General features: G+C 38.0%; 13 protein-coding genes. 9 read left to right on the top strand and 4 right to left on the bottom strand.

The features are described 5' to 3' along the window. Positions 1 to 50 precede the first annotated feature (50 nt). The 4 genes from ABD000_RS04500 (at position 51) to ABD000_RS04485 (ending at position 5,606) form a co-directional block, all read left to right on the top strand. Positions 51 to 3,119, top strand: coding sequence for a WD40/YVTN/BNR-like repeat-containing protein (locus ABD000_RS04500; protein ID WP_343764396.1), 3,069 nt, complete (start codon positions 51 to 53; stop codon positions 3,117 to 3,119). A gap of 711 nt (positions 3,120 to 3,830) precedes the next feature. After that, positions 3,831 to 3,989 (top strand): DUF1737 domain-containing protein, encoded by a 159-nt coding sequence (locus ABD000_RS04495; RefSeq protein WP_343764395.1) that lies wholly within the window; start codon positions 3,831 to 3,833, stop codon positions 3,987 to 3,989. 52 nt (positions 3,990 to 4,041) lie between these two features. Further along, positions 4,042 to 4,242 (top strand): hypothetical protein, encoded by a 201-nt coding sequence (locus ABD000_RS04490; RefSeq protein ID WP_343764394.1) that lies wholly within the window; start codon positions 4,042 to 4,044, stop codon positions 4,240 to 4,242. Between the two features lie 410 nt (positions 4,243 to 4,652). Beyond that, the gene (locus tag ABD000_RS04485; protein WP_343764392.1) at positions 4,653 to 5,606 is read left to right on the top strand and encodes a glycoside hydrolase family protein; all 954 of its coding nucleotides are present in this window, start codon (positions 4,653 to 4,655) and stop codon (positions 5,604 to 5,606) included. A gap of 126 nt (positions 5,607 to 5,732) precedes the next feature. Here the strand turns inward: ABD000_RS04485 and ABD000_RS04480 are convergent, their stop codons facing one another. Then, a complete protein-coding gene (locus ABD000_RS04480) occupies positions 5,733 to 7,778 on the bottom strand; it encodes an HD family phosphohydrolase (RefSeq protein WP_343764390.1) in 2,046 nt (681 codons plus the stop codon). A 107-nt stretch (positions 7,779 to 7,885) separates the two neighbouring features. Between ABD000_RS04480 and ABD000_RS04475 the strand changes: the two genes are divergently transcribed. Together ABD000_RS04475 and ABD000_RS04470 are read left to right on the top strand one after the other, a co-directional pair. Continuing rightward, complete coding sequence (locus ABD000_RS04475; RefSeq protein WP_343764388.1) at positions 7,886 to 9,064, top strand: acetyl-CoA C-acyltransferase; 1,179 nt, start codon at positions 7,886 to 7,888, stop codon at positions 9,062 to 9,064. 14 nt (positions 9,065 to 9,078) lie between these two features. Further along, positions 9,079 to 9,828 carry a C40 family peptidase gene (locus ABD000_RS04470; protein ID WP_343764386.1) on the top strand — a complete coding sequence of 250 codons (750 nt, stop codon included), beginning with the start codon at positions 9,079 to 9,081 and terminating at the stop codon, positions 9,826 to 9,828. 71 nt (positions 9,829 to 9,899) lie between these two features. On the opposite strand, the gene ABD000_RS04465 is transcribed toward ABD000_RS04470, so the two are convergent. Beyond that, positions 9,900 to 11,150 (bottom strand): tetratricopeptide repeat protein, encoded by a 1,251-nt coding sequence (locus tag ABD000_RS04465; RefSeq protein WP_343764384.1) that lies wholly within the window; start codon positions 11,148 to 11,150, stop codon positions 9,900 to 9,902. Positions 11,151 to 11,182: 32 nt separating this feature from the next. Next, on the bottom strand, positions 11,183 to 13,699 hold the full coding sequence (gene gyrA, locus ABD000_RS04460) for a DNA gyrase subunit A (protein ID WP_343764382.1): 2,517 nt from the start codon (positions 13,697 to 13,699) through the stop codon (positions 11,183 to 11,185). A 254-nt stretch (positions 13,700 to 13,953) separates the two neighbouring features. On the opposite strand from gyrA, the gene ABD000_RS04455 reads away from it, so the two are divergent. Together ABD000_RS04455 and ABD000_RS04450 are read left to right on the top strand one after the other, a co-directional pair. Then, positions 13,954 to 16,509, top strand: a complete 2,556-nt coding sequence (locus tag ABD000_RS04455; RefSeq protein WP_343764380.1) for an ATP-dependent Clp protease ATP-binding subunit — start codon at positions 13,954 to 13,956, stop codon at positions 16,507 to 16,509. A 222-nt stretch (positions 16,510 to 16,731) separates the two neighbouring features. After that, positions 16,732 to 17,097, top strand: coding sequence for an STAS/SEC14 domain-containing protein (locus ABD000_RS04450; RefSeq protein WP_343764378.1), 366 nt, complete (start codon positions 16,732 to 16,734; stop codon positions 17,095 to 17,097). A 460-nt stretch (positions 17,098 to 17,557) separates the two neighbouring features. On the opposite strand, the gene ABD000_RS04445 is transcribed toward ABD000_RS04450, so the two are convergent. Continuing rightward, positions 17,558 to 19,102 carry an NAD(P)H-hydrate dehydratase gene (locus ABD000_RS04445; protein WP_343764376.1) on the bottom strand — a complete coding sequence of 515 codons (1,545 nt, stop codon included), beginning with the start codon at positions 19,100 to 19,102 and terminating at the stop codon, positions 17,558 to 17,560. 173 nt (positions 19,103 to 19,275) lie between these two features. On the opposite strand from ABD000_RS04445, the gene ABD000_RS04440 reads away from it, so the two are divergent. Beyond that, positions 19,276 to 20,049: a prohibitin family protein gene (locus tag ABD000_RS04440; RefSeq protein ID WP_343764374.1), complete on the top strand. Its 774-nt coding sequence runs from the start codon at positions 19,276 to 19,278 to the stop codon at positions 20,047 to 20,049. Positions 20,050 to 20,072 lie beyond the last annotated feature (23 nt).

Here is a 20,072-nt window from a genome sequence, read left to right as displayed (position 1 = left end):
AAAATCCTCACTTGGTGGGGATTTTTTATATCAATCAAAATCACTTTCTTATGAAAAAACTTCTATCGCTATTATTTCTTTTTGGAATGGTGGCACTTTCATTAAACGCGCAAGAAGTCGACTTAAAAGGCAAAGAGCTTTTTGGTGACATGCAGGCACGACAAATAGGACCTGCTCTTATGAGTGGTCGTATTATTGACCTTGAAAATCATCCCACTGATCCACGTATCATCTATGCTGGTACAGCCGGTGGCGGAGTCTGGAAATCAAGCAATGGCGGAGCGAGTTACAGCCCGGTTTTTGATGATTATATCCAATCCATTGGGACTGTGGCCATAGACCCCAATGATCCAGATAACACTGTTTATGTAGGTACAGGAGAGATATGGACGAGAAATTCTGTCTCCGTAGGAGATGGATTATACAAAACTACTGATGGAGGTGAGTCGTGGACCAAACTGGGCTTTGATGCTTCAGAACGTATCTCAAGCATTGAAATACATCCTACAAATAAAAATATTGTTTATGTAGGAGCACTAGGACCATTATGGAGTGCCGGGGAAGAACGAGGTGTGTTTAAATCTGCAGATGGAGGAAAGACATTTTCAAAAGTTCTTTACATTGACGATACCACCGGTGTCGCAGACCTCATTATGGATCCTAATGATCCCAACACACTCTATGCTTCTATGTGGGAGCATAGACGTACAGCGTGGAACTTTAATAGCGGCGGAAAAAACAGTGCCCTCTACAAAACCACCGATGGCGGCAAGAACTGGAAAAAAATTCACAACGGCTTTCCACAAGGAGATTTAGGTCGTATTGCAGTGGCGATTGCTCCCTCCTCCCCTAATATTGTTTATGCTGTTATTGAAGCAAAAGATGATAAAGGGTTGTATAGAAGTACAGATGGAGGTGAAAGCTGGACAAAAACAAATGGTGATTTTGGATTGGTCGTTCGGCCCTTCTATTTTTCACGTATTGTGGTAAGTCCCACGAATCCTGATCTGATCGTAAAGGCGGGTTTACAAGGTTCTATCTCAAGAGATGGAGGGAAAACCTTTAAGAATTTAGGAAACATGCACTCTGATATTCATGACATCGTCTTTGACGTAAAAAATAGCGATATCATGCATGTGGGAACTGATGGCGGAATCTACCGCAGCTATGATGGAGGTACTACCATGGACATTGTAGATAATTTACCCTTATCCCAGTTTTATCACATTAGCGTAGATGATGCTGAACCCTATCGCATCTACGGTGGTTTACAGGATAACGGGAGCTGGTATGGACCTTCTTCCAGTCCTGGTGGTATAGAAGCACGAGACTGGGTGCGTATTGGCGTAGGTGATGGTTTTAGAGTACTAAAACACCCCACCAAAGAGATTTTGTATTCTGAAATGCAGGGAGCAGATAATGTGTGGCGTTACGATATGGAACGTAATTACACTAAGAATGTCAAACCCTTGCCGGTTAAAGGATACGACAAGCTTCGTTTTAACTGGAATGCTCCGATGGCTGTGAGCACTCATCAACCGGATCGATTTTATATTGGGAGTCAATACTTGCACAAGAGTGAGGATATGGGAAATACCTGGACGATCATCTCTCCAGATTTAACAACAAACGATAAAGACAAACAACCCAAAGATTCTGGAGGCTTATCTGTAGATAACTCTGGTGCAGAGACACATACTACTATTTTTACGATAGCAGAGTCGCCGTTGGATCAAAATGTGATATGGGTTGGAACTGATGATGGTAATGTTCAAATTACCAAAGACGGAGGTAAAAACTGGACGAATGTGGTGAGTAACATTCCTAGTCTTCCTAAAAACAGCTGGGTATATCATATTGAAGCCAGTGTTCATGGTAAAGGTACTGCGTATGCTGTATTTGATGGCCATGCACGCGGAGACATGAAACCTTATGTATATAAAACAACCGATTTTGGACAAACCTGGATGAGTATTGTATCTCCAGATGTTAAGCATTTTGCCAGGAACATTCAAGAAGACTATGAAAATGAAAATCTCCTCTTTCTTGGAACCGAATACGGATTATACATCACCATTGATGGAGGGAAAAACTGGTCACACTTTACCAATAACTTTCCGCCGACAGCGGTTCATTTTATAGATCTGCAAAAACAAACCAATGACTTAGTTTGTGGTACTCACGGTAGAGGAGTCATAATTGTGGATGATATTAGTGTACTGCGCGAATTAACTCCACAAGTTGTTGAGAAAAACGTTCATTTCTTTGATATCAAGCCGGGTGTTATGGTCGAAGAAAGTGGTTTTGGTGGCGGAAGCACAGAACTTCAGTTCGTAGGTCCAAATCCAGGAACTTCGGTAGACATAAAATACTATCTAAAAAAGAGACATACGTTTGGAAAAATGAATCTGGAAATTCAGGATATGGAGGGTAACAAAATTGTTTCTCTTTCTCCCGGAAAATCAAAGGGTATCAATACAGTAACGTGGAATTATCAAGCTGAAGCTCCTAAAATGGCAAAAGGTAAGACCTTTGCTTTTGGAGGATTCACCTCTCCCCGAGTACCGGCAGGACAGTATAAAGCAGTGCTTACTAAAGGGAAAGAAACCTATGAAACTACGTTTGAGATTAAGAACGATCCAACATCTGTAATTACTCCTCAAGAACGTATTACCCAGTATGAAACAACCATGAAGCTGTATAACATGCAGGAAGAGCTGGCCTATATGGTGTATCAAGTGGATGAAATGATTGAATTTGCAGAAAACCTGATGAAGGATGACAAAGGCGCCACTAAAGTAGCCAATAAAGCGGTTGAAGCTCTTACAGACTTAAAAAAGACCTTAGTGGTAACTACAGGTGACAATTATGTGGGCACTGCTCCGCCGGAATTACGTGAAAAGCTTAGTGCGTTGTATGCAGACATTGCTCAAAGCTATGAAGCACCCAGTAGTGCACAATTAGACAATTTGGCATTGTTAGAAGAGCGTTTTAATAACGCCAAAAAAGACCTGGAAGAAATCAAAAGTAAAGAGTTTGCTAAAGTTGAAAAGTACGCAGGTAAAAAAGGTACTGATATGATGAAGCTGGACTCTAAAGAAGATTATTTAGGAAGCTAAATTATAGTACATGTGTATATCAAAAGCACCTGCAGTTTGTGGGTGCTTTTTTTGTGAGTTCAAAATTTATTTAATTCTCTTTAAATAAATATGATATATTGAACTTTCAATTATCTGAGAAATAGATGAGCACCTTTAGGAATGTGAAAATGGAACATGTAAGAACAGGTATTATAGAAAATCTACAATGGTTGATCAACAATTATGGTTTTAAAATAACTAAGAGTAAAATAATTCCCGAAATTTCAAAAGGTGAGATAATAGCTAAATCAGGCTATGGCCCGGGGGAATATTAGATATCTTTTTTAAATAATACTACGGATGAAAAAATTGGTTTTGAAAATCTCTGGCATTTAAATAGAGTAACACTACAAGAAGCTGAATATAAAAAATTGTGGCGAACTTATTTTGGTGAACTTGGAAAAGAAGTTGATAGTGCAGAATATATGATTAAAAAAATCAGATCTGAATTGAAATTTATGATATCTAAGAGACCTGAATTTTTTATATAATGAGTACTTATTAATTGTGTAGCTAGAGAACAACCAAATAATTTAGACAATTCGCTCCGCAGAAGTTGTACTATTGCGCTTCTTCCAAAGGCTGTTTGATTGAAGCAAATACAACCAATCATATTTATTTCTTATAATTTCATGATTGATCTTTTATAAATTGGTGATATATCTGTACTTTCCATGAAATTTAAAGAATATGACCACACACTATATGATTGCAGATGCGAGTACCAATGAGAAACTTGTAGAAAAAGTTCAAGCAAAAATCAATGAAGGTTGGTCATTGCAAGGTGGAGTTTCGGTTACCCTTGGAGGAAAGCCTATATTCGCACAGGCATTGATTAAAAATGCATAACTTCTTCTATAATAAGAAGATTGTAAATCTATAAACTCAACCACACCTTTATATGAATAAGAAAATCATATTTTTGATTGCTGCTGTATTATCCATCATTGTGTTTCTAAGTGCAATGACAGAGCTAATATCCTCCACCTCTACTCCTGAAACCATTTTTGGGAGTGTATGGCTGCATAGGCTATTATGGCTCACGGCTTCAGTAATTTTTATGTATTTATATGTGAACGAAAGGAAAAAGAGCAAGAAATAATAAAACCCGCTCCGCAGAAATTTTACTGCTGCAGAACCACCACGATTTTGAATGACAAAGAATTTAAATGTATTCTTAAGCTCAATTACACGGTTTTCCCTTTCACCACTGACATAAGTTATCTCTAACGGGGGGATTATACGAATGCCATCCGTTTATAAGATCTACTTAATATAGAGTTTAAAACATATCATTAGAGCTCCTCAGTTGACATAAGCGAGTACATTCCTTTTGCCTGATGGTTGAATACATGAGCGAGGTTTATACCTCGCATAAAAATTTCCTTTTTTCGTTCTACTTGTTTAGATATTTTATAATCAGTAATTTAGCTACTAATGTAGCATTGTAGATCCCTAAAATTTCCCATTGAAGTATGGCTAACCTATTTTTAATTAAATAACAAAAGCATCGTGAAAAAGCTAGTCTTGATATTACTGGTGATGGCTTTTGTGTTTCTGTCCTGTGAGGATGAGTCTGATCAAGCCTTAGATACCACACAATGGAAAAGAGAAACAGCGCCTGTGCTTAGAGATTCTATTGATGGAATTAATTATCAGGTCGCTAGTGACCCCCATGTGTTTATGGAGAACGGAACGCTCAACATGATCTACACCGGAGATGCTGATGGAATTCCCTCTATAAAATTGGCTACCGGTAATGCGTTGAATAATTGGACTATAGAAAAAACGCTATTGGGATCCTTAGGACCATCAGGCCTTGATATATATAAAGAAACCGGTTTTTACAGAAAATCCTCAACCGGGAAACATCAAATCTATTATATAGGGTATAACGATGAAGATGCGTATGAATCTCAAATCTTTCTCGCTGAAGCAGATGAACTTGAAGGACCTTATGTCCAACAGGACGCCCCGTTGGTCTCTAAAGGACTATTAGCTGGTAAAAATGTCTACAGTATTACCTCACCAAGTGTTGTAGAACATGAGGGCAAGTTATACATGGCATTTATTGGCTGGAACGATTCTCCAGAAAATGTAACGGAAGTTTGGATCATTGGAGCCACCTCTACCGATCAAGGTCATTCTTGGAGCGATTTTCAATTGGTGGACACTAGAATTGGAATGGAAGGTCAGGTTACGAAAACTACCGATAATCGTTTTATTGCGGTTCGCACCGGTGAATATGAAGATAAAGAGGCCATTTTTTACTCCTCTGCCCTACACCCCTTTGGTCCGTGGATGGAAAAGGAGGATCCCATTCTGATTCAGGCAGGAGCCCCTTTTGAGAAAGATCAAATCATCGCACCTCAAATTTTTATTGTGCCAGAAACTGGAGAAGAGATTTTATTCTATACAGGAGCTGATCAATCCTTAGGGTGGTGGGTCATGATGGCAAGGGAATAGAAATTCAGGGAATCCCACTTAGAAGTAGTTGTAGCGCTTTTTTAATATCATTGCATCAGCTATGATTCTCGTAATCCTAACACTGTAGAAATCTAAACCTTCAACATTAAACCTGAAACCCAAAACTTATTCTGGATACTCTATTCGTAAGTGATACATGTTATTTAGTTTATTTTTTAAAACCTTTTTAATTACCTGGATTTCTTTAAAGGTAATATCAGCATTTAAAAACTGCCCCTCCTCCATCTGTTTGCTTACGATTTTCTCTACCAGCTTTTCTATCAAACTTGATGTTGGATCTTTAATACTCTTACTTGCAGCTTCAACGCTATCTGCCATCATGAGTATCGCCGTTTCTTTGCTGTAAGGTTTAGGACCCGGGTATTGAAAGTCTTCTACCTTCGCCTCTTCATCAATGCTTAGTTCCTTTTTATAAAAATAATAAACTGTACTGGTGCCATGGTGCGTTCGTATGAAATCGATCACACGATCAGGGAGATTATTCTTCTTGGCGATTTCAATTCCGTCAATCACATGATTAATGATAATTTCGGCACTTTCTTTAGGTGATAATTCATCATGCGGATTGACAGAAGAGGTTTGATTCTCGGTAAAAAGAGTGGGATTATTCATCTTACCCATATCATGATATAGCGCCCCTACTCTAACTAGCATAGAGTTCGCCCCAATTTCACTGGCAGCAGCTTCCGCCAGATTCGCCACATTTAAAGAGTGATGGAACGTTCCCGGCGCTTTATCTGATAACTCTTTGAGTAATTTTCCATTCGTGTCAGATAATTCAAGTAAGCTCATGTCTGATACAAGACCAAAGATTTTCTCGTACGCGTAAATTAACGGCTGAACGAACAGCGTTGCTAAACCACATAAAATGAACAATAAGAATGTTTCCCAGTCAATGAGATTAGGATTACCCTCATGTATGATGAAGAATGCAAAGTATGCTAAAATGTAAATACCTGTAATTTGTCCAACAGAAATAAAAAGGTTAGCTCTCTTATACAATTCTGAAACAGTCAGGATTGTAACTATCCCTGCAATAATCTGAAGAAACATATACTCATAGCTGTTCGGGACTATAAAACCCAATAGTAAGACGGTAAGTACATGGGCAAATAGTCCAAGACGTGCGTCAAAAAATGCTTTTAGTGTCAGGGGTAGAATCGCTAATGGAATGACATAAATGTAATCTGTATTAAATCGTATTACTAGCGTAGTTAATACGACCATTAAAAGAATATTGAAGAAAATGAAGGTAACCTTTGTATTGTTTTCAAATATGGATGGACGATATTTTTTAATGAACAATAATAACATAAGCAATGCGAGAGCAACCAGAATACTATATCCTAATACCAACCAATAATAATTGGATTCACTCCAGATTCTTGATTCGAACTCTGATTTTAAAGAATTGAGGATGATATATTTATCATCTTTTACTACCTCCCCTTTGGCTATGATTCGGCTGTTTTCTGTAACGCTGCCCCTGGTGTAGGAAATATCATTCAACTTGGCATCAAGCTCCATTTGGGTGAGGTCTTCATCCAAAAACACATTGGGTTCAACTGTATTGAAGAACGTATTTAATAAAGGAATTTTGAGCTTTTCAAGATTATTTCGCTTTATTTCGCGCTCTACAAATGATTTAATTTCATCCTGTCCAAAAATACTTCCGTAGGTAACTTCTTTAGCGGTGTTACCTTTCCTCAAAAAGATTACTTGATCATCATTTAGTGCATTTACATCTTGTAGCACACCTTTATCGTAGATTTTTTCCAGCACTGTTTTGCCAAAGCGAACAAGACGTTTTTCGTTTGCGTTGAACAAACTATCAGAAAAACTTTTCTTTAGTGAACCAGATACATTATCAATAATTGTTTTAGCAATCTCATCATTGTAATAATAATAGGGAACATGAGTTGCTTTTATAAGTTGTTTTTCTTCTACTATTTCCTCATCTGTCTTACGTATAGCAAAATCAAAAGGAGCATATAAGTTCTCGTATTGCCAGGGTTTACCCTGAATAATCTCGTACTTAAATTTTCCTCCCTTTGGGAAAAGATAGACAATCAAAAATGTAGTCAATAAAAATAAGACTCCCTTATAAATAAGAGACTGATTTTTATAAACACGTTCAATGTGTTGTTTCATAAAGTTAAGCAGCAAAACTCAAAAGTACTAAAAATAAGACAGCTTGTTTTGTTATACTATTTCGTTATAAAATCACTAAATTCGCGCTATTCCAAATAAAGATTCAAATGAGTAAAAAAGTTGTCATTGTAAGTGCTGCACGAACTCCAATTGGAAGTTTCCTGGGTAAGCTATCTTCTATTCCTGCAACAAAATTGGGTTCTATCGCAATCACCGGTGCACTTGAAAAAATAGGATTAGATCCCAAACACGTAGATGAAGTAATTATGGGCAATGTTGTACAGGCTGGTACAGGACAAGCTCCTGCACGACAGGCCGCCTTGGGTGCTGGCATCGCAGAAAATGTTCCGTGTAGTACGGTAAATAAAGTATGCGCGAGTGGGATGAAAGCTATGATGCAAGGAGCACAAGCAATTTCGCTTGGTGATGCTGAGGTCGTAGTAGCCGGCGGAATGGAAAATATGAGTTTGATTCCGCATTATATGCACTTGAGATCAGGACATAAATTTGGTTCTAAAGCCATGGAAGATGGTATGCAAAAAGACGGTCTTGTAGATGCTTACGATAACAATGCCATGGGAGTTTGCGCAGATTTATGTGCCACTGAATACAACTTTAGTCGAGAAGAGCAAGACGCCTACGCAATACAATCTTATGAGCGATCTGCAAAAGCTTGGGAAGAAGGAAAATTTAATAATGAAGTCGTTCCCGTTGAGGTTCCACAACGCAAAGGAGATCCTGTCATTGTGGCCGAAGATGAAGAGTTTAAAAATGTTCGCATGGATAAAGTAGCTTCTCTGCGCCCGGCTTTCTCTAAAGAGGGCACAGTCACGGCTGCCAATGCATCTACAATTAATGATGGTGCAGGTGCTGTTATCCTGATGAGTGAAGAAAAAGCAAAAAGCCTAGACCTAAAACCTCTGGCAAGTATTGAAGGCTACGCAGATGCCGCTCAGGAACCAAAATGGTTTACTACGGCTCCTGCAAAAGCATTACCTAAAGCCTTAGCCAAAGCGGGATTAACTCAGAACGATATTGATTTTTTTGAATTTAATGAAGCTTTTGCTGTAGTTGGACTGGCAAATATGAAACTGTTGGGTCTTAACGACGACACTGTAAATGTCAATGGAGGAGCAGTATCTCTTGGCCATCCCCTGGGCTGTTCTGGCGTACGTATCGTCATAACATTACTTAATGTTCTTGAACAAAACAACGCAAGCACAGGAGCTGCAGCTATTTGCAATGGCGGAGGCGGTGCTTCTGCTATGGTGATCAAAAGAATGTAACCCACTCATACCACATGCAGTACGGTATCTGTCCACTAAGTATAGTTCCACTACGTTTTGAGCCTCATGATCCGAGTGAAATGGTTACTCAGGTTTTGTATGGAGAATTCTTTAAGGTGTTGGAACAACGAAAAAAGTGGAGTAAAATACGATTAGCATATGACCAGTATGAAGGCTGGATTGATGATAAACAATACCTTGAGATAACCAAAGAAGAGTTCTCTTCTCTCCAAAAAATCACTCCAAAATTTACAGCTGACTTGATGGATTTTGTCTATACAGAGCAAGAACAGCTGATCAGTATTCCGCTTGGGGCAACGGTATCCAGCGCGCTCTTTCTTAAGCATCTACATGAGGGAAATATAACTACTGGAAAACAAGGTAAAGTACAATTGATTACTACTGCCCTCCTCTATCAAAATACACCCTATTTATGGGGAGGAAAAACCACCAGTGGTATAGATTGCAGTGGCTTTACCCAAATGGTCTATAAGATTAATGGGTATAGTCTTTTAAGAGATGCTTCACAGCAAGCTACTCAGGGCGAAGCATTGAGCTTTATTGAAGAAAGTGAACCGGGTGATTTAGCTTTTTTTGATAATAAGGAAGGAAATATTATTCATGTAGGCATCATTATGAAAGATAATTACATTATTCACGCTCATGGCAAAGTGCGCATCGATCGTATTGATCACACCGGGATTTTTAATACTGAAACAAAAGAATACTCACATCAATTACGCGTGATCAAGAAAATTATTTAATCAAAAAACTTTTTACAAAAAAAAAGCGCTCAATATAGTTGAGCGCTTTTTAAAAAGTAGAGTCGATAATATTATCTTCCTTCCATTTCCTTTAATTTCTTAGAAAGCTCATCAGCTCTTGGATCATCAATCTGATAATAGATATTCATTAATGTTCTTATAGCCTCAATATTATCTGGCTTGTCTTTTATGTAGTCCTCCAAGTAAGGTGCAGCTTGTTTGTATATATCCTCGCGGTCTTTAGATAATTCATCGTAACGCTTATTGTCTTTAGCTGAATTCCCTAGACCATTCATTTCTTCTACAATTGGAGCTTCTTTACCTAAATATACAGCAGCAATATTGATTTTGGCATTAGACATAGCCGGGTCTAATTCTAAAGCTTTTTGATAATACTCAATGGCTTTATCAGCATTACCCATTTGCGCTGTACTTACTCCTAAATTATAGAACAGGGTTGGATTGTTTGGATCAGCCGCAATAATCTGTTGCATTATTTCTGCATACTTGTCTAACTTCTCCATACGATAATACATATCAGCTTCAGCTTGCAGAAGGTTAGCATCGCCGGGATTAGCTGCTTTAGCGTCTTCCATAGCAGCAATAGCCTTATCTGTTTCGTCTTTACTAATGTAAATTAATGCTATATTTTTTGCAATTTCACCTGCTTTTGAAGGTGTAGTTTCAGTACTTGGTTTTATATATGTACCACTTTTCACCATTAAATCACGCTGCGTTTTATCCGGAAAAGACTCAGTTTCTCCTGATTCTTTGTTAACGGCAGTATATTGTGTTTCACTTCCATTAAAATTCAGATTCTTAAGCTCTGTATAATAGACTAATGCGTTATCATAATCCTGAGCATTGATATAATTGGAAGCCGCATAATACAAATAGATCGTATCCTGTTTATTTAAATTATAACTGGTAATCAATTTCTTAGCAGCATCCTCATATGACTCATTTTTTTGATCTTCTACGGCACCGTTTACTAAGGATGCTCTAACTTGATCGATTCCTGCTTGCGCTTCATCGTTTCCTGCATCCATAGCCATTTTATACGCTTCAGCAGCCGTCATTAAATCTTCTGTAGAAACATTTTGACCTGTTCCATAATACGCCTGACCTTTGTAATAATAGTAATCTTCTTTTAATTTCTCATCATTATCTGCTCCCATTGCTTTAGCCGCTTCAAGAGACGCCTTAGCTTCTTTAAAATCTCCTGAACTGATAGCCTTACCTGCACTTTTTATTTCTTTTTTTTGTGCAAATCCAACGGCGACCAACATAGAAAGTGTTAGTGTTATAAATTTAGTTTTCATGTGTTTAATTTTCGGTTTAAAATTCAAAAATACTATTCTTCGCTATCTTTTGCAATTGCCGTGCCATCTTCTAATGATCCAGTAACCTCTTCTAAATCATCCACATCATCTTCATCATGCTTCACTTTTGCGACTGCGGCAATAGTATCTTTACCTTTTAAATTGATTAAGCGAACTCCCTGAGTAGCTCTTCCCATCACACGTAAATCTGCGACAGCCATACGTATTGCTACACCAGATTTATTGATGATCATAAGATCATCTAAATCAGTCACATTTTTAATAGCAACTAACTCTCCTGTCTTATCAGAGATAGATATGGTTTTAACTCCTTTACCTCCCCGATTAGTTACACGGTAATCTTCAAGACTACTGCGTTTTCCGTAACCGTTTTCTGATACCACTAGAATATTTGTTTCCATGTCATTTACAGCAATCATACCAACTACTTCATCCTTATCGCTACCTAAAGTAATACCACGGACTCCAGAAGCATTTCTACCCATTGGCCTGGTTTTAGCTTCTTCAAACCGAATAGCTTTACCAGATTTAAGCGCTAACATTACCTGACTCGCGCCAGTGGTTAATTTAGCTTCTAAGAGCTCATCTCCTTCTCTAATGGTGATGGCGTTGATTCCATTTACACGGGGACGTGAATATTGCTCCAACAATGTCTTTTTAACCACACCTTTTTTAGTTGCCATAATTACGTAGTGGCTATTGATGTAGTCCTCGTCTTTAAGATCCTGTGTACAGATAAAGGCCTTGACCTTGTCATCATTTTCAATATTGATCAGATTTTGTATCGCACGACCTTTTGAGGTCTTACTTCCTTCTGGAATTTCAAAAACACGCATCCAGAAACACTTTCCGTTTTGTGTGAAGAACAACATGTACTGATGATTTGTTCCAACAAACAAATGCTCCAGGAAATCCTCATTACGTGTAGTAGACCCTTTTTGACCTACTCCGCCTCTGTTCTGCGTTTTATATTCCGTTAGGGGAGTACGTTTGATATAACCCGCGTGAGAAATGGTAATCACTACTTTTTCATCGGGGATCATGTCTTCAATGCTCAAATCTCCACCGGCATATTCAATAGTCGTTCTTCTCTCATCGCCATATTTTTCTTTGACATGAAGCAGTTCGTCTTTTATAATTTGCATTCTTCGGCTTTCATCTGCAAGAATGTCTTTTAAATCCTCAATAGTTTTTAAGAGTTCATCATACTCTGCTCTAAGCTTATCCTGCTCAAGACCGGTTAATTGTCTTAAACGCATTTCTACAATTGCCTTAGCTTGAAGTTCTGAAAGTTCAAAACGTTCAATTAACTTATTGCGGGCTTCATCAGCATTAGCAGAAGCTCTGATCAGTGCAATAACTTCATCAATATTATCTGATGCAATGATCAGTCCTTCAAGGATGTGCGCTCTTTCTTCGGCTTTACGCAGCTCATATTTTGTTCTACGCACAACCACCTCATGGCGATGTTCTACATAATGATGAATCATATCTTTAAGATTCAACATCTGCGGTCTGCCGTGGACTAGCGCAATATTATTTACACTAAAGGAAGTTTGTAGCGCGGTGTACTTATACAGCATATTAAGTACAATATTGGGAATTGCATCTCGCTTAAGTTTATAAACGATACGCATCCCGTTTCGGTCAGACTCATCTCTGATCAATGAGATTCCGTCGATTTTTTTCTCGTTCACCAAATCGGCTGTCTTTTTAATAAGATCAGCCTTATTCACTTGATAAGGGATTTCATCCACGATGATATACTCTGCTCCTTTAATCTCTTCAAATCTGGCTTTAGCTCTCATCATGACACGGCCGCGACCTGTCTTAAAGGCTTCGCGTACACCATCATACCCATAAATCATCCCGCCTGTGGGAAAATCTGGTGCTTTAATGTGAGTCATCAACTCATCGATTTCAATATCATTATTGTCTATGTAAGCAACCGTGCCGTCAACAACCTCACTAAGGTTATGAGGCGGCATATTTGTCGCCATACCAACAGCAATACCACTGGCCCCATTGATTAATAAGTTAGGAACACGGGCCGGTAGCACAGTAGGCTCTTTAAGCGTATCGTCAAAATTAAGTTGATGATCTACGGTTTCTTTATCAATATCAGAGAGCATTTCTTCGCTGATCTTTTGCATACGTGCTTCAGTATAACGCATCGCAGCTGGGCTATCACCATCTACGGATCCAAAATTTCCCTGGCCATCAACTAACATATATCTAAGACTCCACTCTTGAGCCATACGTACCATAGTGTCATAGACAGAGGTATCACCATGTGGGTGATACTTACCCAATACTTCTCCAACAATTCTAGCTGATTTCTTATAAGGACGATTGGATAAAACACCTAGTTCATACATTCCGTAAAGAACACGACGGTGAACAGGTTTTAAACCATCACGCACATCTGGCAGTGCACGTGACACAATGACCGACATCGAATAATCGATGTAAGCCGATTTCATTTCATCTTCAATGTTAATGGATATTAACTTTTCTCCTTCTGCCATATAAATTTTAATTTTAAGACAATTTACTAACGTGGCAATTTACATTATTTCATGAGCATAACCCCCGTTAAGCATGAAGGTTTGCCTGTTTTTTATTAACAAATTTTTATTGTTCTTTCGTTAATAAGTTCGTTAATTTAAAGTTGGTTATATGGACGTTATTTTGTCTATTAGCTAGGTTGGTTTACAAAAGGAATAGTTTTTGAACACTTCAATGCCAACAATGATATTAATTATTAGAAGAAAGGATAAAGATGGACGATAATTTTTCACCACGAGTAAAAGATGTGATTACCTATAGTAAGGAAGAAGCTTTGCGGTTGGGTCATGACTTTATAGGAACAGAACATCTGGTACTTGGTTTACTTCGCGATGGGGATGGTAAAGCTATTTCAATTTTAGAGTCCTTAGATGTAGATCTTGATACTTTACGTAGGAAAGTCGAAATACTCAGCCCTGCGAATCCGGGTAATACAGGGGTTTCAAACGAAAAAAAGAATTTGCACCTTACCCGTCAAGCGGAAAGAGCTCTAAAAACAACATTCTTAGAAGCGAAATTATTTCAAAGTACTTCCATCAATACGGCACATTTGATCTTGTGCATTCTACGGAATGAGAATGACCCTACGACTAAATTATTAAATAAACTTCATGTGGATTATGACCGTGTGAAGGAAGAATTTAAAGCGATGATTTCTAACAATCCTGAAGATGATTTTTTAAATACTCCTACGGCAGAATCATTTTCTGATGAAGAAAATCTGTCTAATGACAGTAAAGACGATCCGTTTGAAAGCTCTGGCAGCAAATCAAACAAGAAATCTAAAACACCTGTTTTGGATAATTTTGGTAGAGATCTCACTGCTCATGCGATCGACGGAAAACTTGATCCTGTTGTAGGCAGAGAAAAAGAAATTGAACGTGTTTCGCAAATTTTGAGCCGAAGAAAGAAAAATAATCCCCTACTCATTGGTGAACCCGGTGTAGGTAAATCTGCCATTGCAGAGGGTCTGGCGCTTCGCATTATAAAGAAAAAAGTTTCCAGAATACTCTATGACAAACGTGTTGTAACACTAGATTTGGCTAGTCTTGTGGCTGGCACGAAATATAGAGGTCAGTTTGAAGAGCGCATGAAAGCGGTGATGAATGAATTAGAAAAGAATGATGATATCATTCTGTTTATTGATGAAATTCACACTATTGTAGGTGCAGGTGGAGCTACAGGAAGTTTAGATGCCAGTAACATGTTCAAGCCTGCGTTAGCCAGGGGAGAAATTCAATGTATAGGAGCGACGACTTTAGATGAGTACAGACAATACATCGAAAAAGATGGTGCCTTAGAGCGACGTTTTCAAAAGGTAATTGTTGAGCCCACCAATGTTGAAGAAACGATTGAAATCCTAAATAATATTAAAGAAAAGTATGAAGATCACCATAATGTTTCATATACCGATGAAGCTATTGAAGCCTGTGTAAAACTCACCAGTCGCTACATGACAGATCGTTTTTTACCAGACAAGGCTATTGACGCATTAGATGAAGCCGGTTCTCGCGTTCACATAACTAACATTGATGTACCAAAACAAATTTTGGAATTAGAGAATAAATTGGAAGAAGTACGTGATACAAAAAATTCTGTAGTTAAAAAACAGAAATATGAGGAAGCTGCAAAACTAAGAGATGATGAAAAACGCATAGAACGCGAACTACAAGAAGCGCAGGAACGTTGGGAAGAAGACTCTAAGCTTCACAAAGAAAAAGTAAGCGAAGAGGATGTGGCTGACGTAGTCTCTATGATGACCGGTATCCCAGTAAATAAGATCGCCCAAACCGAAAGTAACAAGTTAGCCGAATTGCCACAACTTATTAAAGGTAAAGTGATTGGACAGGACGATGCGGTTACAAAAGTGGTTAGAGCGATACAGCGGAATCGTGCCGGATTGAAAGATCCTGATAAACCCATTGGTTCCTTTATATTCTTAGGTCAAACCGGGGTAGGTAAAACACAATTGGCAAAAGTACTGGCGAAAGAGCTCTTTGATAGTGAAGATAATCTCATTCGTATTGATATGAGTGAGTACATGGAAAAATTTGCTATTTCAAGATTGATTGGAGCACCCCCGGGATATGTTGGATATGAAGAAGGTGGTCAATTGACAGAGAAAGTTAGACGCAAACCTTACGCTGTTGTACTGCTGGATGAAGTAGAAAAAGCTCATCCAGATGTATTTAATATGATGCTGCAAGTATTGGATGATGGATTCCTTACCGATAGCTTAGGGCGTAAGATCGATTTTAGAAATACGATTATTATTATGACCAGTAATATTGGCGCACGTAAGTTAAAAGACTTTGGTCAAGGTGTTGGTTTTGGAACCAGCGCTAAGAAATCTCAGGCAGATTCGTATGCTAAAGGCGTAATTGAAAATGCCCTCAAAAAGAGTTTCGCACCAGAGTTTTTAAATCGTATAGATGATGTAGTTGTCTTTAATCCGTTAGAGCGAGAAGATATTCATAAAATCATTGACATTGAATTAGAAAAACTCTTTGAGCGCATCCTGGATCTTGGGTATGATCTTAAACTTTCTGAAAAGGCTAAAGACTATATTGCCAATAAAGGATTTGATCGTGACTATGGTGCGCGTCCACTAAAGAGAGCTATTCAAAAATATATTGAAGATGCACTGGCGGAAGAAATCGTTTCTTCAGGTTTATCAACAGGAGATAAAATCTTTATGGACTTAGACGAAAAGAACGATGAACTTACGATCAAAATTGAAAAATCTGAAGAAGAAGAAACAAAATCATAGAATACCTAAGAATTAATCATTTTAGTAAAGCTCTTGCACTTAATGTAGGAGCTTTTTTTGTGCAATCATTCAACTAATGTTAATTAACATTATCTCCAATTTTCTAAGCTACTAACATTCAAATAAGTGATTTTTTGACCGTCCTAAATTACTCTTATTGTATTGCATATTATTGTTAATTATATGATTTTTGCACAATAGTAGAAGAGGATTATGAATAAGATGAAAGAAGTAAAAAAAGAACTCCCTTTCGGGTGTTTTTATTTTTTTGAGGATTATGTTATTGGTGAACTCAAGGAAGGGATTTTACTAGATAAGAAATTGAATAAAGAGATGATTGATCTGTGCCTGGATCATTATAGTACAAAATCTTTTGTGTACATCTCTAATCGAATGCAATCGTATGCTGTAGATCCTATGATCTACCTGCAATGCAGCAGAATAAAGCAACTTAAAGGAATTGCGGTTGTTGCCGAAAAAGAATCACAACGGTTAAATACAGCAATAGAAAAACATTTCTTTCAAAAACCCTTTGAAGCATTTGAAAGCTTAACCGAAGCTAAAATTTGGGTCTCCACCCTTAACTAAGTCATGCTGCCTTAAAAGAATTTTACGATCTTCATAAAGCTATTCGTCTAACCTGTCTCAGTGAACGAAAAAGAACTCCTTATTACTCTCATGCACGGAGTAAAATTATCCTTTGGTGAATTTACTTCTTTAAGGAATTTGTGATCGGTCGTTTAGATGAAGTTACTTTAATGGATAAGCATCGGTAATAAATTGTATCATGCCTGTTATAGACACTTTGGAGATCAACATTACGTCTACATTTCAGATCGATCAAACACATACTCTATCAATCCCATGGTGTATTTATGGGCGAGTAAAGTCAAATCTATAAAAGCAGTTTTAGTAGTCACAAAAAAAAAGCCTCACTAAAAAGAATACACTTATTGAAAAGAATTTTTTTGACAAGCATTTTGAGGTTTTTGAAGATCTTGACGCAACAATAGAATTTGCTAAACAAATTCTTTCTCGCATTTAATCCTTAGGTTTTTGGTTCCTGTGGTTTAAATAAATCTAGTATAGCCTCTCCCAGATATTCTACAAGATGAGATGCCATTACACCCTGCATACTTACCTTATCAGCTGCAAAATCGCCTGCTTTCCCATGTAAATACACTGCAATAATGGCTGCATCTTTTGATATATAATCCTGTGCTATCAAGGAACTTATAATTCCTGCTAAAACATCCCCACTACCCGCCGTTGCCATACCGGGATTACCCGTACTGTTGAAGTACAAATCGTCCCCATCCACCACAACGGTATGTGCCCCTTTAATTAACACAACTAGGTCGTGAAGTTTTGAGAACTCTTTTGTTTTTTTTAGCTTATCAAAATCATCTACCCAAGATCCAATTAAACGCTCCAGTTCTTTGGGATGAGGCGTCAACACACTTTTTGCCGGTATATCCTTCAACATAATTGGATATGCCGCTAAGATATTGATTCCATCTGCATCAATCACCATGGCATTTTTTGTGTTCTTAAGAATATGGTGAAAGGTATCAATGGTCGCTTGCTCCTGCCCTGTTCCCATTCCAAAACAAACTGTAGTCGGTTGTAAGTCGCTTAGAACATCCATGGTCTTTTGATCGGCTTTCAGGTGATCGTGAGAAGCAACGGCAACAACCATTGCTTCTGGCAATGCAGTTTGTAAGATTGAAATTCCACATTGAGGTACGAATGCTGTTGCTAATCCAGCACCACCAACTAGAGAGGCTTTTGTCGCTAATACGATACTACCCATCTTTCCTAAACTTCCGCCTATTATCGCCACATGACCATACATTCCTTTATGAGAGAACTTATTTCTGGGTTTATATCGTTTTATGACTTCTTCACGGGTGATAAAAAACTTATGAACTATGGCTGTTTGCAAGAAATCACGATCTAGACCTATGTCTACAATTTGAAAATCCCCTACATACGCTTCGCTCTGCGGAAGCAAGAATGAGGTTTTAAGCGATTGAAAGGTCAAGGTAAAATCTGCCTGGATGGCGGCATGTTCTTCTGCTAACGCCTGATCTGAAAATAATCCTGAAGGTATGTCAATGGAAAGCGTAAATGCTTCGGCAGCATTGATATGTTCGATTAAATCTTTAGTCCATCCTGAAACCGGTCTGTTTAATCCCAATCCAAACATGGCGTCGACGATAAAATCATTCCGCGTAAGCGTAGGAAAATCATTTTTACCTTTTATCAATATCGGCCAATCTTTAGTTACATTTTTTATACGATCGTAGTTGATCAAAAAATCTTTGGAACGTCTGTCACTGTAATTGACTATATAGGTCGTCACATGATAACCGTGTTCGATCAACTTGCGTGCAATTACCAATCCATCACCACCATTATTCCCGATGCCACAAAAAATTTTGATGGGTATGGGGGCACCTTGCAGACGTTGATGAATTTCTTGAAACACAGTTGTAGCTGCGCGTTCCATCAAATCAATGGAGGCAATAGGTTCACGTTCTACAGTGAGCTGATCTGCTTTTTGCAATTGGGCAGAAGAGAATATTTTCATAAAGGAAATATACAGGAATAAATTATAGCATTGAATAAAACATTTCCATTTTCATACTGATCCAAAAATTTGCTGTAGTTAAAATATTAGCAGATTTTAGGAAAAGTGGGAATAATCTTTGATAAATATTCATTGTAGTAATAGTACTACTATCATTATTAAATTATACTACTATGAAACAATTCGCTCTTATTAGTTCAGTCGTCCTTATTTCTTTTACCCTACTCAACTGCGCGGTGATTCGACCCGGAGAAGCCGGAGTTAAGCAACACCTAGGTCAATTACAAGATGATGTTAAAACCGAAGGCACCCTAGTATACAACCCCTTTACCTCTAAGGTAGTCAAAGAATCCATCAAAATCAATAATTTGGAATTGTCCTTAAACCTTCCCAGCAAAGAGGGGCTAAGTGTAGACTCACAAATAAGTATTCTTTATCGGCTTAAGCAGGATATGATTCCCAGTATCCTAAGAAATATTGGTCAAGGATATCCAGAGGTCATTACCAGCGTATTTAGATCGGCAGCCTCAGATGTGTGTGCGCAATTCTTTGCTAAAGACATGCACTCTGGTATGAGAGCGAATATTGAAGAATCTATTAAATCTAAAATGGATGAAACGCTTGCTAAACAGGGCATCCTAATTGAAGGTGTTCTTATGAAAAGTATCAGCCTACCAAGGGGTCTTTCTACTTCTATTGAGCAAAAATTACAGGCTGAACAGGACGCCATGCGAATGGAGTTTGTTTTACAACAAGAAAAATTAGAGGCAGAGCGTAAGATCATTTCGGCTACTGGAACTCGTGACGCACAAAAAATATTGGCTCAGGGACTTACAGATCAAATCATTAAGATTAGAAGTATTGAGGCGTTTAATAAACTTTCAGAATCATCAAATGCAAAAATCATCATCACAGATGGAAAAACTCCGTTACTTATAAATCAATAGTAATAAACGAGTTTTGGGGTCAT

The organism is Gangjinia marincola (assembly GCF_039523415.1).
GTDB lineage: Bacteria > Bacteroidota > Bacteroidia > Flavobacteriales > Flavobacteriaceae > Gangjinia > Gangjinia marincola.
Note: the sequence above shows the minus strand (reverse complement) of the source record. Positions and strands in the feature narration are given on the sequence as shown.